Origin of the sequence: Vibrio astriarenae, from assembly GCF_010587385.1 — a bacterium.
GTDB lineage: Bacteria > Pseudomonadota > Gammaproteobacteria > Enterobacterales > Vibrionaceae > Vibrio > Vibrio astriarenae.
The window spans coordinates 2,837,992-2,863,345 of record NZ_CP047475.1 but is presented as its reverse complement, the minus strand read 5'-3'; the positions used below and the strand labels follow the sequence as shown (position 1 = coordinate 2,863,345).

Below are 25,354 nucleotides of genomic sequence, written 5' to 3'. Positions count from 1 at the left end.
TCGCTAGCCCTACCCAGATTCTGAAATAAATTCAGAATGACAGTTGTTGGGTTCATTATATTAGGTGCTTTCAGCCTGATACTTAATACAAAAACAAAACGCCCAAACCACAGAGTGATTTGGGCATTTACCTATCAATTGGCTTTGCGGTTAAAACAGCTCTTCACCGTCGCTATCTGAGTAAATATCGCCAGAGCTACCACTTCTTACGAAGTCTTTTGGCTCTGTACCTTCTTCAAAGTACTCAAACATTGACGTGCCATCGAATTGGTTTGTCAGCAAGCCGCTGTCGCGGTCAATGCGCACGCGCACAATATTTTTCGGGATCGCTTTGCGCTCTTGTGGTACGCCTTCTAGTGCAACACTCATGAAATCGACCCATGCAGGTTGTGCGGTTCTCGCACCAGCTTCTGCGCCAGTTACTTGGTCTTTGCCGAGGTTTCTGTTGGTAGAGGTACGACCTAGTTTGCGGGTGTGAGTATCAAAACCCACCCAAGCCGTCGCGACGATACCTGGGCCGTAGCCATTATACCAAGCATCTTTTGAGTCGTTGGTGGTACCGGTTTTACCACCGATATCGCGACGTTTTAGGCTTTGTGCGCGCCAGCCAGTACCATTCCAGCCAGTACCCTCGCGCCAGTTACCGCCACCCCATACGTTGCTGTACATCATCTCGCGCATCAAAAAAGCCGTTTGCTCTGAGATCACTTGTGGTGCGTATTGTGATTCTAAGTCTTGCTCTTGGAACTCGTCATCGACAGCGGTTGTGCAGTTTTCGCGACAGATGGTCTGTGGCTCTGCTTGGAACTCAAGATCGCCATAAGGGCCTTCTACGCGCTCGATGTAGTAGGGCTCAACATAGTAGCCTCCGTTCACAAATACCGAGTAACCTTGTGCCATCTGAACTGGCGTTAAGCTGCCCGCACCTAGAGCGATAGTTTCAGAGCGAGGCAGGTCAGCCTTATCAAAGCCAAATCGTGTCAGGTAATCACGTGTTTCATCGAGGCCTACATCACGCAGCACGCGCACAGCCATAACGTTCTTCGATTGTGCTAGACCAATACGTACACGAGTCGGACCGGTGTACGTCGGTGGTGAGTTTTTAGGGCGCCACGCGGTGCCTTGACTCTTGTCCCATTGGTTGATTGGTGCATCGTTCACGAGCGTTGCGAGGGTCATACCGTTATCCAGTGCCGCTGAGTAAACAAACGGCTTGATACTGGAGCCTACCTGACGTACTGATTGCGTCGCGCGGTTGAACTTGTTGTGCACAAAGTTAAAGCCGCCAACCAGTGACGTCACTGCGCCATTTTCTGGATTCATTGCTACAAAGGCGGTGTTGGCTTCAGGAACTTGGCTCAGGCGCCAAATCGATGCCGGCTCTGGGTTTTCTTCAGTTGCCGCTTGTTCTTTCTCGCGAACCCACACCATCTCACCAACGGTCATGATCTCTGACGCTGTTTTCGGTGCAGGGCCTTGGCGGTCATCGTTGATAAATGGACGAGCCCACTTCATCTCATCCCAGCTGATGGTTTGCACACCACGGGTCTTAACCTGAACTTCCGCACTATCGTCATTTACCGCAGTCACCACGGCAGGGCGCAAGTCGCCGTAGATTGGGTGCGGGCGCAGGAAGCGATTGATTTCATCGCTCGACAGCGGCGCTTGCCCTTCTTTCCAAGCGTTTTCTCGAGCACCGCGATAGCCATGTCGCTCGTCATATCCGAACAGGTTTTCAATCGCAGCGGTATTTGCAGCCTCTTGCAGTTTTGAATCTACCGTGGTGTAGATGTTCATGCCTGAGGTGTACGCCTCTTCTCCATAGCGCTCTACCATCCAAGCACGTGCAAGTTCTGCAACGTATGGCGCACGCAGCTCAATCTCGGCGCCGTGATACTTAGACAGTACCTCCTCATTGCGCGCTGCATCATGCTCAGCTTGAGTGATGTAGCCTTCTTCAAGCATACGCATCAAGACGATATTACGGCGGCTGGTGGCACGCTCTGGAGAGTAAATAGGGTTCATGGTTGACGGAGCTTTTGGCATGCCTGCTAGCGTTGCGATTTCTGACAGACTCAAATCTTGCAGGTCTTGACCGAAGTAGGTTTGCGCAGCCGCGCCAAAGCCGTATGAGCGGTAGCCAAGGAAAATTTTGTTGATGTAGAGCTCAAGGATCTCTTCTTTTGTCAGCAACTGCTCAATCTTCATCGCCAAGAAGATCTCTTGGATTTTACGCATGATCTTCTTCTCATTAGATAGGAAGAAGTTACGCGCAAGCTGCTGAGTGATGGTACTCGCACCTTGCTTAGCACTGCCTGACATCGCCACGACGACGGCGGCACGCGTGATACCGATCGGGTCAACACCGTAGTGAGTGTAGAAACGGCTATCTTCGGTAGCGATGAGTGCGTCAATCAGCTCTTGTGGAATGTCTTCAAACTGCACAGGAATGCGTTTTTTCTCACCGAATTGCGCAATCAGTTTGCCGTCTTGGCTAAACACCTGCATCGGGGTTTCGAGTTCGACGTGACGTAGTTCATCTACGTTAGGAAGGTCTTTTTCCACATAAAAATACATGGCAAAAATTGCACTGACTCCAAGAATCATGCAAACCAATGTAAATACAAACAGTCGCTTTATGAATTTCACCGAAAAATCCTTGATTTGTTAAGGCTGCCAATAAGCAAACCCTTGTACTCTAAGCCAAAAACCAGCTCTTTGCTAATTATCGCTCAAATTAGCAACAAAAGGAAAATAGTTGATGGTCTACTAAGGGAGCACTAGAGCATGGGTATGTCACTGATCACGGGTATAGATATCGGCCGCTATAGTATCAAGGCTGTCGTCGTAAAGCCCGAAAAACAACACTTTACCATTGTGGCTTTTCATGAGCTCCCCGTGAGCGACGCCGTATTTTCCGATAACCACACACTTAATTATCAAGATAGTGTCAAGAAACTTAAAGATCTAAAGAAAATGTTGCCGTGGATGAGTCATGAGGCGGCGATGGCCATTCCTGACAGTACGGTGATCAGTAAAGTGCTGCAAATTGATGCGTCGACCGATGATGCTGAGCAAGAGTTTGCGATTCATCAGGCCTTCTCCTACCAATCTCCTTTCTCTATTGAAGAACTGCGCTTGGATTATGTGGCAGCCAGTACAACGGGTCCAAGCTCTACCAAGGCCTTTCAAGTGTTCGCAGCCAAGCGAGAGGTGATTGAATCACGGCAAAGAGCAGCAATTAAAGCTGGCTTTAAGCCACGTGTGATGGACACGCAAGCGCATGCATTGGCAAGGGTGTACCAGCAAGCGGCCGAGAAAACTCACAAGTCAGGTTGGCTGCTGGTGGATGTTGGTCACGTGCAAACCACCTTATGTCTGGTGGGAGAGGCGGTGGTTCATAAGGAGTTTGCCTTTGGCACCCACTCTGCGCTCAGCCAAGAGCAAGCGGTAACGGGTGATGATGGGTTTGTTCGGCAGCTAAGTGAGCGTCTGCGCCGGCAGATTCAAATGCTGCCGATGGCTTCAGGCCAATCTATTCAGGGGATTTGGCTAACGGGTGGCGGTGCGTATCTGGCAATGATTGAAGAGCACCTGTCGAACGCGCTGGGCTTACCTTGTGAAAAGCTCGCACCTTTGTCGTTAGCCTCGGTTAAGCCCAAATTATGTGAGCAGGCGATGCAAGGGCAGCATCAGTATGCGGTGGCTTTGGGGGCGGCACTGGGCGCTTATGAGTGGGAGAGCCAACACTATGCTACCTAGCATCAACATACTCCCATGGCGGGAGCAACGCAGAGAGGCGCATCGCCAGCGCTTTTTCCAATCAGTCGTATTGAGCTTAGTGGTGGCCTTTGGTTTGCAGTTTGCGCTGGGGCGTTATGCCGAGCAGCAACAAAGACAGCAGCAGACACGTTTAGACTATTTGAATCAACAGATTGTAAAGGTAGACAAACGTATTGCCGCGATGAAGGTGAGTGAAAAAGAGCATCAAGCACTGCTGACTCGCCTAGAAGTTGTTGAGACATTGCAGCGCCAGCGCAATAAAACCACCGATTTTATGAACCTAATGCCAACGCTAATCCCCGAAGGGGTCTACGTCGACAAAATCAAGATGAATGGTGTGCTGGTTGAGGTAACAGGCATCAGTGATAGCACCGCTCGGCTGGCGACGATGCTCGATAGTTTGGAAAAATCACCGCAGCTAAACAATGTTGAAATGCATTCGATTGTTCATGACAAGCCGCGCTTTGGCAAAAAGTATCAAACCTTTAAGGTCTCTTTTGAGCTCGCACAGGATGCTGATACAGCCAGTGTATTGCCTCGCTTTCATGCAGAGGAGGTGAGACGCTATGGTTGATATACACGACCTTGAATTGGATGAGATGCCTGACTGGCCGCTATGGGCACAACTGGTGATTCTTGTAGCGTTAGTATTGACCCTACAAGGCGTCGGCTATTGGTTTTATCTCGCCTCTAAACATGAGCAACTCGCCCATTTAAAGCAGCAAGAGCAGACACTGAAAACAACGCTGAGGATCAAAGTCAATAAAGCCGCTGCACTACCTAAAATTCAGGCGCAGCTAGAAGAGCTTAATCAGCGTTATGATTACCTATCGCGTCAACTTCCATTGCAAAAAGAGTTAGCGAGCATGCTGGCCTCGGTAAATGAGAGGGGACTCGAGAGCTCACTCACCTTTACTCGAATTGATTGGGGGGAGAAGCAGAGCCATACCTTTCTATACCGCTTGCCCCTTAATATCGAGTTGACTGGACATTACCATGATATTGGCGCCTTTTCTCAAGCTATTGCACAGCTGCCGAGGATCATTCATTTCGATGACGTGGATTGGCAGCGGGTCAGTCAAGAGAGCAGTACATTGCACTTTCGAGTGCGAGCTTACACCTATCAGTTTAAGCCCGAGGTACGCGATGAAGAGTAATTGGCCTACCATGATCCTTTCCACTTTATTGCTGCTCGGCTGTAAGGCAAATCAAGAATCTTTGCATAATTACGTGCAGCAAATTGAGCAAAGCGCCTCTAGTCAAATTCAGAGCTTAGCCCCCGCGATGAGCTTCCAGGCTTCCCGTTACTCACAGCAAGAACCCCGACAACCTTTTGTGCTGCCTCAGGCGGCACTTGTTGTTGATCAGCCCTTGGCGCGTCGTGATTGCTGGCAGCCGACCCCGCGACATAAAAGCGGCAAGCTAGAGCGTTATCCACTGCAAAAACTTAAGCTACGCGGAATGATGGGGAGCGAGGGTGATTTGTCAGCTTTGGTACAGACGCCACAAGGAGATGTGGCAAAGGTTCGTGCTGGACAATATATCGGGTTAAACAACGGCAAGGTGACATCAGTCAGTAGCAATCGACTAGTGATTAAAGAGACTCTGCCCGATGGCTTGGGGTGTTGGAGCACCCGTATGGTCACACTCGCATTGAAATAGATTTGGCCTATGGCTGTGAAATGAAACTAAGGATGAGTTGTCATAATGAAGAGCTATTTTCACCGTATCTGTCTTTGTTGCCTTACGGTTTTAGGGATGCCGCTTGCAATGGCCAGCGATAGCAATCAACTGCAGAGTATCGATTTTCGTTTAAATGCCCAGCGAGAAGCTCTGCTCATTGTTGAGCTAGCATCACCGTCAGTGGTGGTGGATCTACAGCGAAAGAGTGATGGACTGAATATTGAACTGCTGAAAACCGATGTCAGTGATGACCAATTGTATCTGCTCGACGTCAAAGATTTTTCCACGGCTGTCGAGACAATAGAGGTGTTTCGCAATGAGCCAAGCACGCGCCTATTGGTGTCGATTGAGGGGAATTATCACTATGACTATCGCTTAAAAGGTCAATATCTGGAAGTCACGATAGGGGAGGAAAAAGAGCTGCAGGTATTTACCCCGAGTGCGTTAGACAAAGAAGGCAAGCTCATCTCGATTAATTTTCAGGATATTCCTGTGCGCAATGTCTTGCAGCTGATTGCCGATTACAACGATTTCAATCTTGTCGTCTCGGACTCAGTCGCTGGTAATCTGACTCTTAGGCTTGATGGCGTGCCTTGGCAGCAGGTGCTAGAGATTATTCTGCAGGTGAAAGGGTTAGATAAACGGGTCGATGGCACTGTTATCTTGATTGCCCCAAAGGCTGAACTTGATTTGCGAGAGCAACAACAACTGGAAAAGGCACGCCTTGCCGAAGAGCTCGGTGAGCTTTCGTCTGAAATCATCAAAATTAACTTTGCTAATGCTGCCGATATCGCCGATATGATTGGTGGGGAAGGGGCGTTCAGTATGCTTTCTGAACGTGGGTCAATCAGCATTGATGATAGAACCAATTCGCTGCTTTTGCGTGAACTGCCAGACAATATTGGGGTCATTCGCGAGATTGTCAGCTCGCTGGATATACCGGTTAAACAGGTGCAAATTGAAGCGAGGTTGGTCTCTATTAACGAAGGGGACATGGATGAACTTGGCGTCCGCTGGGGCTTTACCTCCACCAATGGTCACAATACCGTTGGTGGGAGTATTGAGAGCAACCTGTTCCAAAAGGGTTTGTTGGATGAGGACACCCTGCCGATTGAAGACTTCCTCAACGTAAACCTAGCAGCCACATCTGCCAACGCCTCATCCATTGCGTTTCAGGTCGCCAAACTCGGCTCAGATACCCTGTTGGATTTAGAACTCTCTGCGCTACAACGGGAGTCAAAAGCCGAAATTATTTCGAGCCCACGCCTTATCACCACCAATAAAAAGCCTGCTTATATTGAGCAAGGTACAGAAATTCCTTATCTAGAGTCCTCTTCTAGCGGAGCAACAACGGTCGCCTTTAAGAAGGCGGTGTTGAGTTTAAAGGTGACGCCGCAGATCACGCCGGATAATCGTTTGGTGTTGGATCTGAGCGTCACTCAAGACAGACCGGGTGAAGTGGTGAAAACAGGCACGGGTGAGGCGGTTGCCATTAACACTCAACGTATTGGTACGCAGGTATTGGTCAATAATGGTGAAACCGTGGTGCTGGGTGGCATCTTTCAGCACAGCGTGACCAACTCTACCGATAAAGTGCCTGTGCTTGGTGATTTGCCGTTGTTTGGTACCCTGTTTAAACGTACCTATGAACAGGTCGGTAAGAGTGAGTTATTGATCTTTGTTACCCCGAAAGTGGTGATTCAATAACGGATGCTTATATCAATAAGGCGATTAATTTCTAGTGGCAGAAAAATAAATTTGCATTAGTGGCATCAGATCTAGATAATTTCGGGTCTTATCACGTCTGTCTGTGAGGAATTGGTGCTACAAGAGGGCAATATGCGAGCTCTTCTAAAGAGGGTTCTTGTAGCAATGTCATTGATTTTAAAGATGTAAGTTACTGCTAACATGGCTGAAAAACGAAACATATTTCTTGTTGGTCCTATGGGCGCGGGCAAAAGCACAATTGGCCGCCACCTAGCTCAACAATTACACATGGAGTTTATTGACTCCGACACGGTTATCGAAGAACGCACTGGTGCGGATATCGCATGGGTATTTGATGTTGAAGGCGAAGACGGTTTCCGTAAGCGCGAAGAAACAGTGATCAACGATCTTACTCAAGAGCAAGGTATCGTATTAGCCACTGGCGGCGGTTCTGTAATCAGCAAAGAGAACCGTAATCGTCTTTCTGCTCGCGGTATCGTTGTTTACCTAGAAACGACTATCGAAAAGCAGCTAGCGCGCACTAACCGCGACAAAAAGCGTCCACTTCTACAAACGGACGACCCGCGTGAAGTGCTTGTATCGCTAGCCGACGAGCGCAACCCACTTTATGAAGAAGTGGCGGACTACACGGTACGCACTGACGATCAAAGTGCAAAAGTGGTAGCCAACCAGATCGTAAAAATGCTAGAAGAACGTTAATACGTTTAATTTCTAGCGGAGAACAACCATGGAACGGATTACGGTCGAGTTGGGGGAGCGAAGCTACCCAATCTCAATTGGTGCCGGATTATTTGATGATCCGGCTCAACTCTCTTTCTTATCTTCTCAAGCACCTGCAAAACAAAAGGTTGTCGTGATCAGTAATGTCACTGTTGCGCCTCTATATGCAGACCAAGTGCTTGCACTTCTGGAACAACAAAACTGCGAAACAGCGCTACTGACCTTACCTGATGGTGAGCAGTACAAGAGCCTGGACACGTTCAACCAAATCATGGATTTCTTCCTCGAAGGCAGCTACGCCCGTGATGTCGTGGTTGTGGCCCTTGGTGGCGGTGTGATCGGTGATCTCGTTGGCTTTGCGTCAGCCTGCTATCAGCGCGGTGTAGATTTTGTTCAAATCCCCACCACCTTGCTATCACAAGTTGACTCATCAGTGGGTGGCAAAACGGCGGTCAATCACCCTCTGGGTAAGAACATGATTGGCGCGTTCTATCAGCCGCAAGCCGTTATTATCGACACCAACTGCTTAAAGACATTGCCTGAGCGTGAATTTGCAGCTGGCATTGCTGAGGTGATCAAGTACGGCATCATTTACGATGCGGACTTCTTTGTTTGGCTCGAAGAGAACCTAGAGCGTTTGTATGCCTTAGATGAGCAAGCGCTAAGCTACGCTATTGCACGCTGCTGCCAAATAAAGGCGGAAGTGGTGGCCCAGGATGAAAAAGAATCGGGTATTCGAGCTTTACTTAACCTTGGGCATACCTTTGGTCACGCGATTGAAGCAGAGCTGGGTTATGGTCAATGGTTGCACGGTGAGGCGGTGTCTGCTGGAACCGTGATGGCGGCCAAAACGGCTCTGATGCAAGGTCTTATCGAACAAGCGGATTTTGAACGCATTGTGAATTTATTGAAGCGCTCAAAACTGCCGGTTCAAACGCCTGACTCAATGACATTTGATGATTTTATGACTCATATGATGCGTGATAAAAAGGTGCTCGCAGGTCAATTGCGCCTAGTATTGCCAACCTCTATCGGAACTGCCGAAGTGGTTAAAGGCGTGCCTGAAGATGTCTTGGAACAAGCCATCGAGTTTTGCCGTCAGGTATAGTCGATTTTCATTATCTAAGTTATAGCGAGTAGGGCGGTCAACGCGATGAGAGATTCTCGGGTGTTAGAACTGGATTCACAAAGAGAGCTTCTAGAGCGACTCTCTTTACTTACTCGCTTTGGCTCAAACCTTGTGGTTGTCGGTGGTACGCCTGGCTCTGGTAAAAGTTGGTTAGCGCAGCGATTTTTAGAGACCTGGTCACAAGAAAAAAACCAAGCACTATTGTTGTGTCACCCAAACCAAACCGAAGACCAGCGGCGAGCTTCTCTAATGGAGCAGTGGTTTCCTAAGAAGGGTTTCTACACCAACACGTCTCTTACTGATAATCTTGAGCAAATATTAGATGGAGAGTCGTGCGATCTCATTTTAGTCATCGATGACGCGCATTTACTTTCAGAACAGCTGCTTAGTGAGCTATGGTTACTGTGCGTCGCCGCAAATCAATGCAGTCACTGGTCTGTTAACGTTGTATTGATGGTACACAATAACAGTGTGAACCCGTTATTGAAGCGTTTGAGCTATGGTCAAGAGCTTAAACCTATCGAGTTGGATATTGATCTGCTCTCTGATTCAGAGGCAGAGCGTTTCTTTGAGTATTTAGTCATGCGTTATGTTGAACCGGATATGGAAAAGCAGGTTCGACAGTCATTTGAGAAAGTGACGCGCTATCCGGGAGAGATTATGGCACTCGCAGAGCAGAAAAAAGAGAAGAGAGTTATTGTGCGTTCGATCGTCGGATCGCCGCTCAACCTCGCTCTTATTGTCTTACTGTTTTTGGCTTTGATTGCTGGTGGTTACTGGTGGTTAGGGCAACAAAACTCTCCTGATGACAGCCGCGCACGCATTGAATCACTGGTAGAGCAAACCGTGATTCCAACGCTGCCAGAGTCCTCTGCAGTCACGAGCAACACTGGTTCGATCAGCGACCCTACGTTTTCAGAGGCCGTGGATGACAGTGCTTCACTGACTCCAGAAGTAACAGACTCCACCGCCACCGTCGGTATTGACGATAGTGAACGCCGCGTTGTGATCACCTCTGATGTGGTGGATGCTCTGCTTGATGAAACCGCAACAGCCGAGCCAATCCCGGAACTGCAAGAGCTTGAGGAAACGGTTATTCAGGAGGTTGTGCCTGAGGAAACCTCGATTGCTACGCCCGATCTCGCCCCAGTGGAGCCGGAGGTAGTGGAGCAACCACCGCAAACCCAGATTAACTTCTCTTTCGCTCGCGAAGAGCTACTTGCCTATTCACCTCGTAGCTACACGCTGCAATTGGCCGCACTTAACTCACTAGAAGAGGTGCAGCAGTTTATTGATGCTTATCCTGTGGAGGGTGAAGTGCGCATTTACCCAACGTTACGTAACGATGTGAACTGGTTTATCGTAACGTTTGAAAACTACCCAACCATACAGGCTGCGCGTGATGCGGTCTCGAGTTTACCCAATGATGTCCAGCAACTGAGTCCTTGGGCGAAGGCGATGGCACAAGTTCATCGTGAAATCGAAAGCACAAACTAATCCTAAGGTTACTTAGGGTGGTAAATATGGTACATTCCGCAGCCTAATTTTTAAGTGTCAGAAAATACAACAGAGCAGTAGATGAAAAAGCAGCGCGCCTTTTTAAAATGGGCTGGTGGAAAATATGGTCTAGTTGAAGACATTCAACGTCACTTGCCACAAGCGCGTAAGCTCGTCGAGCCTTTTGTTGGTGCGGGCTCCGTGTTCCTCAATACGGACTATGATCAGTATCTGCTTGCTGATATTAACCCTGATCTTATCAATCTCTATAACCTGCTAAAAACCGATGCAGAGCTGTATATCTCTGAATCGAAGCGTTGGTTTACCCCAGAGAACAATCGCAAAGAAGCCTATCTTGATATTCGCGCTGAGTTTAATAAAACCGATGACGTGATGTATCGCTCGTTGGCCTTTCTCTATATGAACCGTTTTGGCTTTAATGGTCTTTGCCGTTATAACAAGAAGGGCGGTTTTAATGTGCCTTTTGGTTCTTACAAGAAGCCGTACTTTCCTGAGCAAGAGCTTGAGTTTTTTGCTGAGAAAGCCAACAAGGCCACGTTTGTGTGTGAAGGGTATGTTGAGACGTTCAAACGCGCTCGCAAAGGTTGCGTAGTGTATTGCGATCCACCTTATGCCCCGTTATCCAATACGGCGAACTTTACCTCTTACGCAGGCAATGGGTTTTCATTGGATGACCAAGCGGCACTGGCTGATATTTCAGAAAGGACCGCACTAGAGCGCGATATCCCTGTTCTGATTTCGAACCACGATACCACGCTAACTCGCCGTCTATACCATGGCGCGGATCTCAATGTGGTGAAAGTGAAGCGCACCATCAGCCGCAATGGCGCAGGGCGCAACAAAGTCGATGAACTCCTCGCGCTGTACAAAGCAGCACAATAAACTCCTCAATTAATCGTTTGCTCTCATACCTCGGTTAGGTAGAATGGCGCGCAACTGTTAACCGCCGTTCATTCACCGAGGTCCGTAATGAAAGATTTCCTAATTGCTCCTTCTATCCTGTCTGCAGATTTTGCTCGTCTAGGCGAAGATGTTGAAAAAGTACTTGCTGCAGGCGCTGACGTTGTTCACTTTGACGTGATGGACAACCACTACGTACCTAACCTGACTTTCGGTGCTCCTGTGTGTAAAGCACTGCGTGACTACGGCATTACTGCTCCTATTGATGTTCACCTAATGGTGAAGCCAGTGGATCGCATTATTCCAGACTTTGCTAAAGCGGGCGCGACCATGATCACTTTCCACATCGAAGCTTCTGAGCATGTGGATCGTACTCTTCAGCTGATTAAAGAGCACGGTTGTCAGGCGGGTGTAGTACTGAACCCAGCAACACCACTGAGCCATCTCGAATACATCATGGACAAAGTGGACATGATTCTACTGATGTCAGTAAACCCAGGTTTTGGCGGTCAGTCTTTCATTCCAAACACCCTCGATAAACTGCGCGCGGTTCGTAAGATGATTGATGAGTCAGGTCGCGATATTCGCCTAGAGATCGATGGCGGTGTTAAGGTCGACAACATCAAAGAGATCGCAGAAGCTGGCGCGGATATGTTTGTTGCAGGTTCTGCAATCTTTAGCCAGCCAGATTACAAGCAAGTGATTGATGAGATGCGTGCTGAATTGGCACAAGTGAAGTAATCAAGAATCAAAATTTCAGGGAATTTGAATGAACAACATCAAGCTGATTGCTTTTGACTTAGACGGTACATTACTCGATAGTGTGCCTGACTTAGCCGTAGCTGCTGACCAAGCGGTGCAAAAGCTTGGCTACCCGCCAGTGACAGAAGAGCAGGTGCGTGATTATGTTGGCAATGGCGCAGACATTCTTATCGGTCGCTCTCTGAGCCAGAGCTTAACGGTCAATCCAGAGTTATCACCTGAGCTTCGCGCCGAGGCGCGTGAGCTATTCGATGACTTTTATGAAAAGACGGGCCACAAGCTTAGCCATCTGTACGCAAAAGTGACGGAAACCTTGGCTGAATTGCATGAAGCAGGGATCACGCTTGCGCTCGTCACCAACAAACCGTCAAAGTTTGTGCCAAGCGTATTGGCTAAGCATGGCATCGACAAGTACTTTATTGATGTTATTGGTGGCGATACCTTCCCAGAAAAGAAGCCAAACCCAATGGCGCTCAACTGGTTGATGGAAAAGCACCAGGTGACACCAGAGCAGATGCTAATGGTGGGGGATTCGAAAAACGACATTCTTGCCGCGCAAAACGCAGGCTGTTACTCGTTTGGTTTGACCTACGGATACAACCATGGCGAGCCGATCAGCAATGCAAATCCGCACCATGTGGCTGACTGCGTGGGTGAATTAGTTGACCTAGTTTTAGTTTCTGCTGAATAACGACGAAACTACTAGCAAAATACTTGTTAATAAGTACACTGACATAACCGTGTGGGTAAGGCTCACACGGTTTTTTTCATTTTATTAGATTAAGAAGTCAAAGGAATAATCCCTATGAGCAAACCCATCGTATTGAGTGGTGTTCAACCATCAGGTGAACTAAGTATCGGTAACTACTTGGGTGCTCTACGTCAATGGCAACAGATGCAAGATGACTACGATTGCCAATACTGTGTCGTAGACCTTCACGCGGTAACGGTTCGTCAAGACCCGAAAGCGCTGCATGAAGCGACTCTCGATGCACTCGCAATTTGTCTTGCTGTTGGTGTTGATCCTAAGAAGAGCACGCTATTTGTTCAGTCACATGTACCAGAGCATGCTCAACTAGGTTGGCTTCTTAACTGCTACACCCAGATGGGTGAACTGAACCGTATGACGCAGTTCAAGGATAAATCACAGCGTTACGCGAATGACGTAAACGTAGGCTTGTACGACTATCCAGTACTGATGGCTGCAGATATCCTGCTGTATGGCGCACACCAAGTGCCAGTCGGTAGCGACCAGAAACAGCACCTTGAGCTCGCGCGTGATATCGCAACACGCTTCAACAACATCTACAGCCCAGAGCAGCCAATTTTCGAAGTGCCAGAGCCGTACATTCCAACGGTGAATGCGCGCGTAATGAGCTTACAAGATGCGACTAAGAAGATGTCGAAGTCAGATGATAACCGTAAGAACGTTATCACTCTGCTAGAAGAGCCTAAGTCGATCATCAAGAAGATCAACAAAGCGCAAACAGATACAGAGACCCCGCCGCGTATTGCCAACGACTGGGAAAACAAAGCTGGTATCTCTAACCTAATGGGCCTTTACTCTGCAGCGACAGGCATGAGCTTTGAAGAGATTGAAGCGAAGTACCAAGGTGTTGAGATGTACGGTCCATTTAAGAAGGATGTGGGTCAGGCGTTGGTAGAAATGCTGGAGCCAATTCAAGCGGAATACCGCCGCGTTCGTGAAGACCGTGCTTACCTAGATGCTGTGATGAAAGAGGGCGCAGAAAAAGCGTCAGCGCGCGCAGCGGAAACATTGAAAAAAGCCTATGCGGCTGTGGGTTTTGTTGCCCGTCCATAGTCTTCAATGCAAATACTTCCAAAAGGCCAGCATTGCTGGCCTTTTTTGATCTTGCCTATTAATAAATCACTCATTCCTCCAACCAGTCAAATAAGTTGTCTGACAATTAACCATTCTTGCATTATCCATAGTAATATTGTGGAAAATAGTGCCGCCCATGCTGTCGGGTGAGTACTGATAAAAAGAACAATAAAAAGCTCAGAAAATAGAGCGCACCAGTGCTTAGGAGGCACTTATGATTCAAATTGTGATCGATGGAAAATATCGAGTAGTGGAAGAGGGACTGACACTGCTAGAAGCTGCAAAAGTCTGTGGCGTTGAGATTCCATCTCTTTGCGGTGCTAATAAGACCGACGAAAAAATCCCCTGTGACTTATGTGTGGTTGAAGTTGAAAGCGGCGGCGTAAAGCGCTCGTGTGAACTTGAAGTGTATAACGGTTTGAGTGTAAATACTCAGTCTGACTATTTGAGTGAGCATCGCCGTAAAGCGCTGAACCGCATTATGGAAGATCACTACGCCGATTGTGAAGCGCCGTGCAAAACGGCCTGTCCTGCGGGCGTAGACATCCAATCGTACCTTTACCATATCGCACAGAATGACCATCAAAAAGCGATCGAGGTCATCAAGCGCACTCTCCCTATGCCGCTCTCGATTGGTCGAGTGTGCCCTGCATTTTGTGAAACCGAATGTCGCCGTGGCCTAGTCGATGACTCTATCGCCATTCGCCAGTTAAAGCGCCACGCAGCAGATGCTGACCTTGACGCGCAAGAGGCCTATGTGCCGCCAAAGAAGCCAGACAATGGTAAGCGAATTGCGGTTGTCGGCAGTGGCCCTGGTGGCTTAACGGCAGGCTACTACCTGTCGAATGAAGGCTATGAGGTAACGGTTTTTGAATCGATGCCACACGCTGGTGGTTGGTTGCGTTATGGTATTCCAGAGTACCGCCTGCCAAAGAGCATTCTCGATAAAGAAATAGAACTGATGTGTCGTAATGGCATGCAGGTTGAGTGTGGTAAGAAGTTGGGTGAGGACTTTACTCTTTCTTCTCTGAGTGAAGACTATGATGCGGTGTGTTTGGCGGTTGGCGCGTCAAAAGCGGTAGAGATGCACTACACCGGAAGTGATCTCGATGGCTGCTATTTGGGTGTTGATTACCTAAAAGACTATGTGACAGATAAAAATTACCTGACAGGCAAAAAGGTGGCGGTGATTGGTGGTGGTAATACCGCCATTGACTGTGCTCGTACTGCGGTACGTGATGGCGCAGACACCACTTTGATCTACCGTCGTACTCGAGCTGAAATGCCAGCCGAAGACTACGAGATTGAAGAAGCAGAGCATGAAGGGGTGAAATTTCATTTCTTGACTAACCCTGCAGAGAACATTGCTGATGATAATGGCCGTGTTAGTGCGGTTCGTCTTGAAAAGATGGCATTAGGGCCTGCGGATGCTTCGGGTCGTCGTAGCCCCAAAGCGACGGGAGAGTTCTTTACTGAAGAGTTCGATACGGTTATCGCCGCGGTTTCTCAAAAGCCAGATTTGAGCTTTATGGATGAGGAAACACTGGAAATCCCACTGACTCGCTGGAATACGGCAGATGTAAACCCACAAACCCTGCACACGGGCACCGGCAATATCTTCAGTATCGGTGACTTTCGTCGCGGCCCTGCTACCGCAGTAGAAGCCGTGGCAGACGGTCGCATCGTGGCACAAGCGATTGACCGATTCTTTGACGGTAATATGGATGACGTGCCTGTGACGCCATTCAATGCGCGTAAAGGTAAGTCGGTTAAGCAAGTTGATCCGGAGCATTTCTCTCGCATTCAGAAGGTGGCTCGCAAGATCATGCCCGAGCTCACCAGCGCTCAGCGTGAACAGAGCTTTGCGGAAGTGGAGTTGGGCTTTGACAATGCCGAAGCCATGGCTGAAGCGGCGCGCTGTTTAGAGTGTGGCTGTCAGGCCAACACCAGCTGTGACCTGCGTGACTACTCAACTGAATACCAGGCGACACAGTCCTTTGATGGTGTCGTTGAGATTAAATCTGATGCTGATTGGCAAGCCATGCGCAGTAGTGATTCGCGTCAGAAGTTTGCGGTGGATGATAGCTCAGAGTTCATCGTGTTTGATGCCAACCGCTGTATTAGCTGTGGTCAGTGTGTCCAAGCATGTCGTGAGCAGTCAGTGCATGGTGTGCTGAGCTTTATGACCAATAAAGAGGGGCGTCCAGCCTCTCGCCCTGAGTGTCGTCCTAACTTTGGTCCGAATCAAACTCTGATGGGAGACTCGGCTTGTGTGCAGTGTGGCGCATGTATTCAGGTTTGCCCAACGGGCGCGATGATGGATGGTCGTGACCGAGCGCAAGGTCGAGTTGAGAACCTTAAGGTAGTTGATACCATCTGTACCTACTGTGGTGTCGGCTGTAAAGTCAGCATGCATGTGGATGAAGCCACCAACCAAATCCGTTATGTCAAAGGGGGAGACTCTCCGGTTAACGAAGGCATGCTGTGTGTCAAAGGCCGCTTTGGCTTTGATTTTATCGGTAGTGATGCGCGCTTGACGACGCCACTGATCCGCAAAGATGGTTGGTTGCAGCCAGCGTCTTGGCAAGAAGCCATTGACTTGGTAGCGAGTAAGTTCAGCTCTATCAAGCAGACTTTTGGCAGCAATGCGCTCGCGGGTTTCTCATCAGCAAAAACCACCAATGAAGATAATTACGCATTCCAGAAGTTTATTCGCCGAGAGCTTGGCACTAATAACGTCGATCACTGTGCTCGCTTATGTCACGCCTCAACCGTCACCGGTCTTGAAGCCTCACTAGGTAGCGGCGCGATGACCAACGACATTCCAAGTATCAAGCACTCGGATGTCATCTTTGTTATTGGCTCCGATACCACCGCTGCCCACCCAATTATTGCTTCGCATATCAAGCAGGCGATTCGTCACAATGGTGCACGCTTAGTCGTTGCCGATCCGAAACGTATTGAGCTCGCCGATCACGCGGAGCTGTATATCGCTCAACGCCCGGGTACCGATGTGATGCTGATTAACGGCGTGATGCAGCAGATCATCAAAAACGGTTGGTACGACATGGCGTACATCGAAGAGCGTGTCGATGGCTTTGATACGCTGCTGCAAGAGGTCATGTCTCCAAGTTACTCACTGGATAAAGTCGAGTTGGTCACCGGCATCAAAGCGGAAGATATCTTTGCGATGGCACGTACTATCGGTACAGCCAAGCGCACAGCTGTCTACTATGCGATGGGTATTACTCAGCATACAACGGGGCATGATAATGTTCGCTCTATTGCGAACTTGCAGCTGTTGTGTGGCAACATTGGCATTGAAGGCGGCGGTATCAACCCACTGCGTGGTCAGTCAAACGTACAAGGTGCGTGTGACATGGGGGCGCTACCAAATAACTTCCCGGGCTACCAAAAGGTGTACAACCCGCTTGTACATCAAAAGTTTGCCATTGAGTGGGATGCGCCGCATCTTCCTACTGAAACAGGTTTAACCCTAACGGAAATTATTGATGCAGCGTGCAAGCGTGAAGTACGCGGTCTGTACGTAATGGGTGAGAACCCAGTGTTGAGTGACCCGAACCAAGCACATGTCTTGGAAGGGCTAGAAGCACTCGACTTCTTAGTGGTGCAAGATATCTTCCTCACTGAAACTGCACAGTATGCAGATGTGGTGCTACCGTCTTGCTCCTTTGCAGAGAAGTCAGGGCACTTCACTAATACGGAGCGCCGCGTGCAGCGTCTACATCAAGTGGTCAACCCACCGGGTGAGGCGAAAGAGGATTGGGTGATCATCCAAAAGCTGGCAAATGCGATGGGTGGCAACTGGCACTACAGCGATGTCAGTGAGATAACCAACGAGATTGCGCGTGTGACACCACAATATTCGGGTCTACGTTGGGAGGCCATTCCTGCCGATGGTATGCAGTGGCCGAGTAATAAGAATAACCCTCAAGGTACTCGTATCATGCACCAAACGCAGTTCACGCGTGGTCGTGGTCAGATGGAAGCCATTCCGTTCCGATACGCAGCTGAGATGCCAGATGAGGAGTATCCACTTATCTTGACTACTGGGCGTGTGTTGGAGCAGTTCCACACCGGTACGATGACACGCAAGACCAAAGGTCTGGATAACCTGGCGGGCCCTCGCGCAATGATCAGTGTTGCAGATGCCGAAGCGATGGGGATTGGTAATGGTGAGATGCTGACGATATCGACGCGTCGCGGCACGATAGATATTGCTGCGTTTGTTACTAAGCGAATGCAAACAGGGGTGGTATTTGTGCCGTTCCACTTTGCGGAATCGCCAGTCAACAAGCTGACCAATACTGCGAAAGATCCGCATGCGAAGATACCGGAGTTTAAGGTGGCGGCGGTGAAAGTTGAAAAGAAGGTCACCGAGCCGACGAACTAATCGTCCGGGTTCCAAAATGAAAGCCAGAGCAGTTGCTCTGGCTTTTTTGTCGCTGAATAAGTGAGTTAGTTGATTGCCATTGAGATCACGTAGCCCACACCGGTTGCCGTAACCACACCAATAAATCCAGGCAGTAGGAAACTATGGTTGAGTACATACTTACCGATCTGTGTGGTGCCTGAGCGGTCAAACGAGATTGCGGCGAGATCGCTCGGGTAGAACGGGAAGAAGAAGTAGGCATAACAAGCGGGAAGCACACCAATCAACACTGGTGCAGGGATGCCCATCGCGAATCCAAGAGGGAGCATGATGGTCAGCACCGCTGCTTGGCTTTTCAGGAACACAGACACGACGAACATTGCAATCGCAAAGGTCCATGGGTGTGCAGCAACGATGTCGCTCACCAAGCTGATAAGATACGGTTTGTGGAAACCGATGATGGTGTCACTCATCCACGCAATACCGAAGATGATGATCACCGCCGTCATACCCGCAATGAACACATTACTGTGAACAATCTTCTTCGGCTCAACTTTGGTCACTAGCAAGATGATGGCACCGACAGATAGCATCAAGAATTGAATTGCCACCGACATGTTGACGCCATCGGGAAGGAGCGACAGATCTTTACCAAACATGGCGACAAAGATCACGGTCGCGATACCGGCCAAGAAGATCATCAATCCGCGTTTGGCGGTTGGTGCTATCGCGCCTTCATTGCTACCTTCCTCGATATCAATCAGTTGTGCTTTAAACTCAGGATCTTTGCAGCGCTCAATGAACTCTTGGTCTTTATCGAGATCTTTACCGCGCTTAAGGCTCCACAGACACCCAGTCAACACACCGATTAGGGTGGCCGGAATCGTCACCATCAGAACATTGACCAAGCTGATATCAAGATTGTTGTCAGCAGCGGTAGCCATCACAACAGCGGCAGCAGCGGCGATTGGACTTGCAGTGATACCCATCTGCGAAGCAATCGTCGCCATCGCCATTGGGCGCTCTGGACGGATGCCTTTCTTATAGGCGACATCATAGATGACCGGAAGCAGTGGATAGACAGAGTGACCGGTACCAACGAGCACCGTCAGAGAGTAGGTACAAAGCGGGCCGAGAAAGACAATTTGGTTCGGGTGCTTACGCAATAAGCGCTCTGCAAAACGTACCAAGAGCTTTAGACCACCGGTGGCCTCTAAGGTCGCAGAGGCGGCAACAACGGCGAGAATAATCAGCATCACACTGATTGGTGGGGTGCCTGGAGCGATCCCAAAGACGAAGGCGAGGATAGAGACCCCAAGACCACCAAGTAAACCAAAAGCAATGCCACCGTGGCGAATGCCAATAAATATCACGGTGAGCAATAACAGCATATGTACGTAAAACATGATCGTATCTCCACTGAGTTATTTTTACTCATCGTAGCGGAGAACTCTTAGGGGATATGTGAGCTAACTTGCTTATTGCGTGCCACATTTTTGTCATCTAATGGTTCATTGTTTTTGGTCAAGTTTCGTGACTGACAGGACCTAATTGATTGATATTTGTGATGTTGAGGGAGAAATGAAATGTGGAGGGTGCATTGGGAGCAGTTAAACATCCTTGTTTATTTGTCGGGATTTAATCCACCTTGTCCATTGAGCGTGGCACTTTAGTACGCGTCTTTCTGCGTAGCTGGATTTTTTGGTGTACCCCGCGACGTAGCGCTTTAAACTGATTCTCAGCTTTATCGACACCGAGCAGAATAAGCAGGGCGAAAAGCGTCAGAACAACCGATTGGTGCCAGTAGCCAAGACCAATGGTCATGCCTAGCGCGGCAAGTAACCAAATGATGGCGGCGGACGTCACACCATGAATCTTTCCATCACGAGTCATCATCACCCCAGCACCTAAAAAGCCTACTCCAGTAATGATCTGCCCGAGCACGCGTGCGTGATCCAGGCTGTTCACTGACAAGGACTTTGCCAGGGTCATAAACATATAGGTGCCAGCAATGATCAGGATTGAGGTGCGAATGCCAACAGGTTTGCCTCGCGTTTGGCGTTCAATACCGATCATCAAGCCATTGATGGCACAGCACAGCAGCGCCGCCCATTCAAACGGTGCGATATCGACAATTTGTGAGATGAGATAATCCATACAAGCCCCCTATAAAAAGAGAGCGAGTATGGGGGCAATATCTTGCAGAATTAAACGAAAAATATTTGTCGAGACGACAACTACTCAAGGTGCAGATCGAGCGGAGTTTTGCTTTTTTTACCGCTCTGTTCACGGGTGAGTTTTGGTACGAGGTAGCCTGAGACTTGTTCAATAAGGCCAGCCATGATTTCGCGGGCTCGTTTATCACTGACGTAGAAGTGCGCCGCGCCTTGAACCTTATCCAGCACGTGCAAATAGTAGGGTAGGATACCTGCTTCAAACAGGCGGTTGCTTAGGGCAACTTGCGTATCCACATCGTCATTCACCCCTTTGAGTAGCACGCCTTGATTGAGCAGCGTCACGCCCGCAAGTTTGAGTCCAGCCATTGCTTGTGTCACTTCATGGTCAATTTCGTTGGCATGATTGATATGTGTGACCAAGACCACCTGCAGGCGGGAGCGCTGGAGTGTCGCGCGCAATTCTGGCGTGACCCTTGACGGCAGCACGATTGGGAGGCGGGTATGAATGCGCAGTCGTGTGATATGCTTGATACCTGCAATTTGCTCGATCAGCCATGAGAGTTCATGATCTTTTGCCATTAGGGGATCACCACCAGATAAGATGACCTCATTGAGCTCTGGGTGCTCGGCGATATAGTTGAGACTCTGTTGCCAAACGGCTTTACTGCCCTTGTTGTCTTGGTAAGGGAAGTGGCGACGGAAGCAGTAGCGGCAGTTGATCGCACAGCCGCCCTTAACAATCAAAAGAACGCGATTTCGATACTTGTGTAGCAAGCCGGGTTGCTCATTGTCTTGCTCTCCCAGTGGATCGGTCACATAGCCCTTGGGTTGCTCAAACTCTTCGATAATCGGTAACACTTGACGCAGTAGTGGGTCATGAATGTTGCCTTTTTCCATTCTTTCTACAAAACTCAAAGGCACTCTTTGTGCAAATAAAGAGCGTGCGGCAAACCCTGATTGCCATGGCGTGGGATCAATATCGAGCTGTTCTAGCAGTTTTGTCGGATCAGAGATCCCATTAGCTAGCTGTTTGAGCCAGTTTTGCTCAACAGAATCGACTTTTCGGGTTATGATGTGCGGCATTAAATTTAACTCGAAGAATGGTAAGAGGAAAAAATGGCTACTGTTAGCACGAATGAATTCAAAGGCGGTCTTAAAATTATGCTTGATAACGAGCCTTGTGTCATTCTCGAAAACGAGTATGTAAAACCAGGCAAAGGTCAGGCGTTTAACCGTGTTAAAATCCGTAAGCTGCTTTCTGGTAAGGTTCTAGAGAAAACATTCAAGTCTGGTGAGAGCGTTGAAGTTGCAGACGTACTAGACACAGACCTAGACTACCTATACAGCGATGGCGAATTCTTCCACTTCATGAACGCTGAAACGTTCGAGCAAATTGCAGCTGACGAGAAAGCGGTTGGTGAAAACGCAAAATGGTTGGTAGAAAACAACACATGTATGCTTACGCTGTGGAATGGTAACCCAATCGCAGTAACACCACCAAACTTCGTTGAGCTAGAAGTTACTGAAACTGACCCTGGCCTAAAAGGCGACACTCAGGGTACAGGCGGTAAGCCAGCGACACTAACGACAGGCGCTGTGGTACGTGTTCCTCTATTCATCCAGATCGGCGAAGTGATCAAAGTGGATACTCGTACGGGTGAATACGTAGGTCGTGTGAAGTAATCACGCTACTGTATGTAAAGAAAGGTCGCTATTAGCGGCCTTTTTTCTTATCTATCCCTGTGACACCCTCTTTGTGGTGTGACAGAATGCAATCAATAACTCATTATTTGATTTACGATTTATGACTCAAACATCGTCGCCAGCAACCTTGTCGGTATGGCTCAGCGCCGCAAGGCCAAAGACTCTGCCACTGGCATTAACCTCTATCATTACGGCCAGTGCGCTGGCGTACAGTGAAGGTGCGTTTTCGTTGCCTGTAGCACTGCTGGCCTTGTTAACGGCGACGCTACTGCAAATCTTGTCAAATCTCGCCAACGATTACGGTGATGCGGAAAAAGGCACCGACAACGAGAAGCGCATTGGGCCAATGCGTGCGATTCAATCAGGCGCGGTGAGCTTATCGACCATGCGCAAAGCCATCGCGGTGAACGTAGTGCTCACTGTGATATCGGGCTTGGCTTTGGTGACTTATTCTCTAGATTCGCTGCAAAATGTACTGGTGTTCTGTGGCCTAGGGCTGTTGGCCATTGGAGCCGCCATCGCCTACACCATGGGCTCTAAGCCCTATGGTTATGTTGGGTTAGGGGATATCTCGGTTTTCACCTTCTTTGGTTTACTGGGTGTACTTGGGACCTATTTCTTGCATACCGGAACACTCTCAGTAGTGACGCTTTTACCTGCGATAGGTTGCGGCTTACTCTCTGTCGCGGTTCTGAATGTGAATAACATGCGCGATATCGAAAATGACGCAGAGTGTGGAAAACGCACGGTAGCGGTGAGACTAGGCCTAGATGGGGCCAAGCGCTATCACTATGTTTTGGTGGTGACAGGCATCGCGAGTTTGATGATCACCAACTTGCTGATGGCGACGCCATTTTGGTTGTTAGCGGGCTGGCTGGTCGCACTGCTTGTGACCAAGGAGCATCTTGCGATTGTTCAGCAGGCTAAAGAGCCAAAGGAGCTCGCACCGCAACTCCCACAGATGGTGAAATGCGCCTTAGTATCAAATTTAGTGTTTGTTTTGTTGACTATTTTTACCCTAATTGTGAGCTAGAAAACGGCCTGTCATTGCAATGACTTGTTGACGCGATATACTCGAAATAGGCTCATTTTACGAAGAGAACCGTTATGGAATACAACACCTCCGCGCTATGTGATATCTATCTCGATCAAGTCGATGTGGTTGAACCCATGTTTACCAACTTCGGTGGTTGTGCCTCTTTTGCCGGTCAAGTGACAACGGTAAAGTGCTTTGAGGATAATGGCATTATTCGTGACGTCCTGGAGCAAGAAGGTGAAGGACGTGTTCTCTTAGTTGACGGTGGCGGCTCATTGCGCCGTGCGCTGATTGATGCTGAGCTTGCGGCCTTGGCAGAAGAAAACGAGTGGGAAGGGCTGGTTATCTATGGCTGTGTGCGCGAAGTCGATGAGCTAGAGGATATGAATATCGGCATTCATGCCTTGGCGTCGATTCCCGTCGGTTCATCACAACAAGGTATTGGTGAGATTGATGTCGCGGTTAACTTCGGTGGTGTCACTTTCCTCGCTGAAGACTATGTGTACGCAGACAATACGGGCATTATCTTGTCGCAAGAGCCTCTTGATGTCGATTTCGAGATTGAGGAAGAAGGCCCAGAAGCCTAACGGTTGACTTGCTTGTGCGCTGAACCGCCAGAGGTTTAGCGCATATCTATAGGCTTACCGCACAGTAGCGCCTGCGCAAGTGCAAGGCATACAGATACCCCAAACACCCACCGACAACGTTACCCACCGCAACACCGATAAATATCCCTTCAGCGCCATACCAATAGCCTCCTAGCCATGCACACGGCAGGGTGAATAGGAATAAGCGCATCGCATTCCATTGGAAAGCAAGCAGTGGGCGATGAAGTGCATTCAAGGCGGAGCTTAACATCATCAATATCCCCTGAAAGCCATAGCTGGCTGGCACAATAAGCAGATACTGCCAAAGCAGGTGTTTGACGTGTGCTTCTTGAGAGAATAGCGCTGAAATTGGCACGCTCAGTGGCACCATGATAATAAAAATCAGCAGCTGAAAGACGATAGAGAAGCGCATACTCAGGAACAAACCTTGAAAGCTACGCTGCGGTTGATTCGCGCCAAAGTTTTGCGCCATAAAAGGGGTGAGGGCGGAGGTAAGCGCCATCAGTACCAGAATTAATATTGATTCGACCCGCTGCGCTGCGCCCAACGCAGCAACCGCAGAGTTGCCATACACAGAGAGCATTTTCATTAGGATTGCGCCGGCCAGTGGTGTCATTGCGGTTGAGAATGCTGCGGGTAAACCGACACTTAAGATGGCAACCCAGTCATGAATGATGCGTTTAAGCTTGGGTAGCGAAAGCAGTTTTTCCCGATACTTTAAGACATACAGTGAGGCACACAGTGCCGCTAGCCAACTGATGGCGCTGGCAATCGCCGCGCCCTGAATACCGAGTTCTGGAAAAGGGCCAACCCCAAAAATCAACAATGGGTCGAGTAGACCATTGAGCACGCCCGATAGCATCATAATTTTCGCGGGTGTCTTGGTATCACCCGAGGCACGAATCGCGCTGTTGCCAGCCATTGGAATCACCAGCAGCGGAACGGCGAGATACCAAACCTGCATATACTCTTTTATTAGCGGTATAAGCTCTTGGTCTGCACCTAGCAGCGAAAAGAGTGGTTCGATGGAGAAGAAGCCCGCAATGCTGGCCAGAACCATTAAACTGATTGCGAGTAGTAGTCCGTGGGTCGATAGGGCAGCCGCTTGTTGAGTGTCCCCTTTACCGAGCAGTCGGCCGATATGAGTGGATAGCCCCATACCAATACCCATGGTGATGCAGTTGACTGCGAATGTCACTGGGAAGGTAAAGCTGATCGCCGCTAGCGCTTGTGTCCCTAACAGCGAGATAAAGAAGGTATCAACCAGGTTAAACATTAATACCGCGACCATACCGAAGGTCATCGGCACCGTCATTTGTCTGAGCACTTGCGTTACGGGCTCGGATAATAACCCGTGTTTGTCTAGCATC

General features: G+C 49.1%; 21 protein-coding genes. 16 read left to right on the top strand and 5 right to left on the bottom strand.

Annotation, left to right across the window (positions count from 1 at the left end; translation table 11 throughout):
* Window positions 1–150 precede the first annotated feature (150 nt).
* Window positions 151–2,649, bottom strand: a complete 2,499-nt coding sequence (locus tag GT360_RS13315; RefSeq protein WP_164649316.1) for a penicillin-binding protein 1A — start codon at window positions 2,647–2,649, stop codon at window positions 151–153.
* Window positions 2,650–2,787: 138 nt separating this feature from the next.
* On the opposite strand from GT360_RS13315, the gene pilM reads away from it, so the two are divergent.
* The 13 genes from pilM to fdhF all read left to right on the top strand — a co-directional run bounded on the left by pilM (window position 2,788) and on the right by fdhF (window position 18,480).
* The gene (gene pilM, locus GT360_RS13310) at window positions 2,788–3,762 is read left to right on the top strand and encodes a type IV pilus assembly protein PilM (RefSeq protein ID WP_164649315.1); all 975 of its coding nucleotides are present in this window, start codon (window positions 2,788–2,790) and stop codon (window positions 3,760–3,762) included.
* A complete protein-coding gene (locus GT360_RS13305; protein WP_164649314.1) occupies window positions 3,752–4,357 on the top strand; it encodes a PilN domain-containing protein in 606 nt (201 codons plus the stop codon). Before pilM ends, GT360_RS13305 begins: the two co-directional genes overlap by 11 nt.
* Complete coding sequence (locus GT360_RS13300; RefSeq protein WP_164649313.1) at window positions 4,350–4,940, top strand: type IV pilus inner membrane component PilO; 591 nt, start codon at window positions 4,350–4,352, stop codon at window positions 4,938–4,940. Before GT360_RS13305 ends, GT360_RS13300 begins: the two co-directional genes overlap by 8 nt.
* Window positions 4,930–5,445, top strand: coding sequence for a pilus assembly protein PilP (locus tag GT360_RS13295; protein ID WP_164649312.1), 516 nt, complete (start codon window positions 4,930–4,932; stop codon window positions 5,443–5,445). The genes GT360_RS13300 and GT360_RS13295 overlap by 11 nt, the downstream gene beginning before the upstream one ends.
* Window positions 5,446–5,541: 96 nt before the next feature.
* Window positions 5,542–7,173, top strand: a complete 1,632-nt coding sequence (locus GT360_RS13290; protein WP_239502635.1) for a type IV pilus secretin PilQ — start codon at window positions 5,542–5,544, stop codon at window positions 7,171–7,173.
* Window positions 7,174–7,374: 201 nt separating this feature from the next.
* The gene (gene aroK / locus GT360_RS13285) at window positions 7,375–7,893 is read left to right on the top strand and encodes a shikimate kinase AroK (RefSeq protein WP_164649310.1); all 519 of its coding nucleotides are present in this window, start codon (window positions 7,375–7,377) and stop codon (window positions 7,891–7,893) included.
* Between the two features lie 28 nt (window positions 7,894–7,921).
* Window positions 7,922–9,022, top strand: a complete 1,101-nt coding sequence (aroB, locus tag GT360_RS13280) for a 3-dehydroquinate synthase (RefSeq protein ID WP_164649309.1) — start codon at window positions 7,922–7,924, stop codon at window positions 9,020–9,022.
* A 45-nt stretch (window positions 9,023–9,067) separates the two neighbouring features.
* Window positions 9,068–10,540 (top strand): AAA family ATPase, encoded by a 1,473-nt coding sequence (locus GT360_RS13275; protein WP_164649308.1) that lies wholly within the window; start codon window positions 9,068–9,070, stop codon window positions 10,538–10,540.
* 81 nt (window positions 10,541–10,621) lie between these two features.
* On the top strand, window positions 10,622–11,443 hold the full coding sequence (locus GT360_RS13270) for a Dam family site-specific DNA-(adenine-N6)-methyltransferase (RefSeq protein WP_164649307.1): 822 nt from the start codon (window positions 10,622–10,624) through the stop codon (window positions 11,441–11,443).
* 87 nt (window positions 11,444–11,530) lie between these two features.
* Window positions 11,531–12,202: a ribulose-phosphate 3-epimerase gene (gene rpe / locus GT360_RS13265; protein ID WP_164649306.1), complete on the top strand. Its 672-nt coding sequence runs from the start codon at window positions 11,531–11,533 to the stop codon at window positions 12,200–12,202.
* Between the two features lie 28 nt (window positions 12,203–12,230).
* Window positions 12,231–12,914: a phosphoglycolate phosphatase gene (locus GT360_RS13260; protein WP_164649305.1), complete on the top strand. Its 684-nt coding sequence runs from the start codon at window positions 12,231–12,233 to the stop codon at window positions 12,912–12,914.
* 114 nt (window positions 12,915–13,028) lie between these two features.
* A complete protein-coding gene (gene trpS / locus GT360_RS13255; protein ID WP_164649304.1) occupies window positions 13,029–14,045 on the top strand; it encodes a tryptophan--tRNA ligase in 1,017 nt (338 codons plus the stop codon).
* A gap of 235 nt (window positions 14,046–14,280) precedes the next feature.
* Window positions 14,281–18,480, top strand: coding sequence for a formate dehydrogenase subunit alpha (gene fdhF, locus GT360_RS13250; RefSeq protein ID WP_164649303.1), 4,200 nt, complete (start codon window positions 14,281–14,283; stop codon window positions 18,478–18,480).
* 65 nt (window positions 18,481–18,545) lie between these two features.
* Here fdhF and GT360_RS13245 read toward each other — a convergent pair whose 3' ends face one another.
* The 3 genes from GT360_RS13245 to epmB all read right to left on the bottom strand — a co-directional run bounded on the left by GT360_RS13245 (window position 18,546) and on the right by epmB (window position 21,719).
* Window positions 18,546–19,865 carry an anaerobic C4-dicarboxylate transporter gene (locus GT360_RS13245; protein WP_164649302.1) on the bottom strand — a complete coding sequence of 440 codons (1,320 nt, stop codon included), beginning with the start codon at window positions 19,863–19,865 and terminating at the stop codon, window positions 18,546–18,548.
* 232 nt (window positions 19,866–20,097) lie between these two features.
* The gene (locus GT360_RS13240; protein ID WP_164649301.1) at window positions 20,098–20,616 is read right to left on the bottom strand and encodes an MgtC/SapB family protein; all 519 of its coding nucleotides are present in this window, start codon (window positions 20,614–20,616) and stop codon (window positions 20,098–20,100) included.
* An 80-nt stretch (window positions 20,617–20,696) separates the two neighbouring features.
* The gene (epmB, locus tag GT360_RS13235; protein ID WP_164649300.1) at window positions 20,697–21,719 is read right to left on the bottom strand and encodes an EF-P beta-lysylation protein EpmB; all 1,023 of its coding nucleotides are present in this window, start codon (window positions 21,717–21,719) and stop codon (window positions 20,697–20,699) included.
* A gap of 33 nt (window positions 21,720–21,752) precedes the next feature.
* Here epmB and efp point away from each other — a divergent pair, with 33 nt between their 5' ends.
* The 3 genes from efp to rraA all read left to right on the top strand — a co-directional run bounded on the left by efp (window position 21,753) and on the right by rraA (window position 23,963).
* Window positions 21,753–22,319, top strand: coding sequence for an elongation factor P (gene efp / locus GT360_RS13230; RefSeq protein ID WP_164649299.1), 567 nt, complete (start codon window positions 21,753–21,755; stop codon window positions 22,317–22,319).
* Between the two features lie 121 nt (window positions 22,320–22,440).
* The gene (locus tag GT360_RS13225; RefSeq protein WP_164649298.1) at window positions 22,441–23,373 is read left to right on the top strand and encodes a 1,4-dihydroxy-2-naphthoate polyprenyltransferase; all 933 of its coding nucleotides are present in this window, start codon (window positions 22,441–22,443) and stop codon (window positions 23,371–23,373) included.
* A 74-nt stretch (window positions 23,374–23,447) separates the two neighbouring features.
* Window positions 23,448–23,963 carry a ribonuclease E activity regulator RraA gene (gene rraA, locus GT360_RS13220; RefSeq protein ID WP_164649297.1) on the top strand — a complete coding sequence of 172 codons (516 nt, stop codon included), beginning with the start codon at window positions 23,448–23,450 and terminating at the stop codon, window positions 23,961–23,963.
* 46 nt (window positions 23,964–24,009) lie between these two features.
* Here rraA and GT360_RS13215 read toward each other — a convergent pair whose 3' ends face one another.
* The gene (locus tag GT360_RS13215) at window positions 24,010–25,353 is read right to left on the bottom strand and encodes an MATE family efflux transporter (RefSeq protein WP_164649296.1); all 1,344 of its coding nucleotides are present in this window, start codon (window positions 25,351–25,353) and stop codon (window positions 24,010–24,012) included.
* Window position 25,354: the final 1 nt, after the last annotated feature.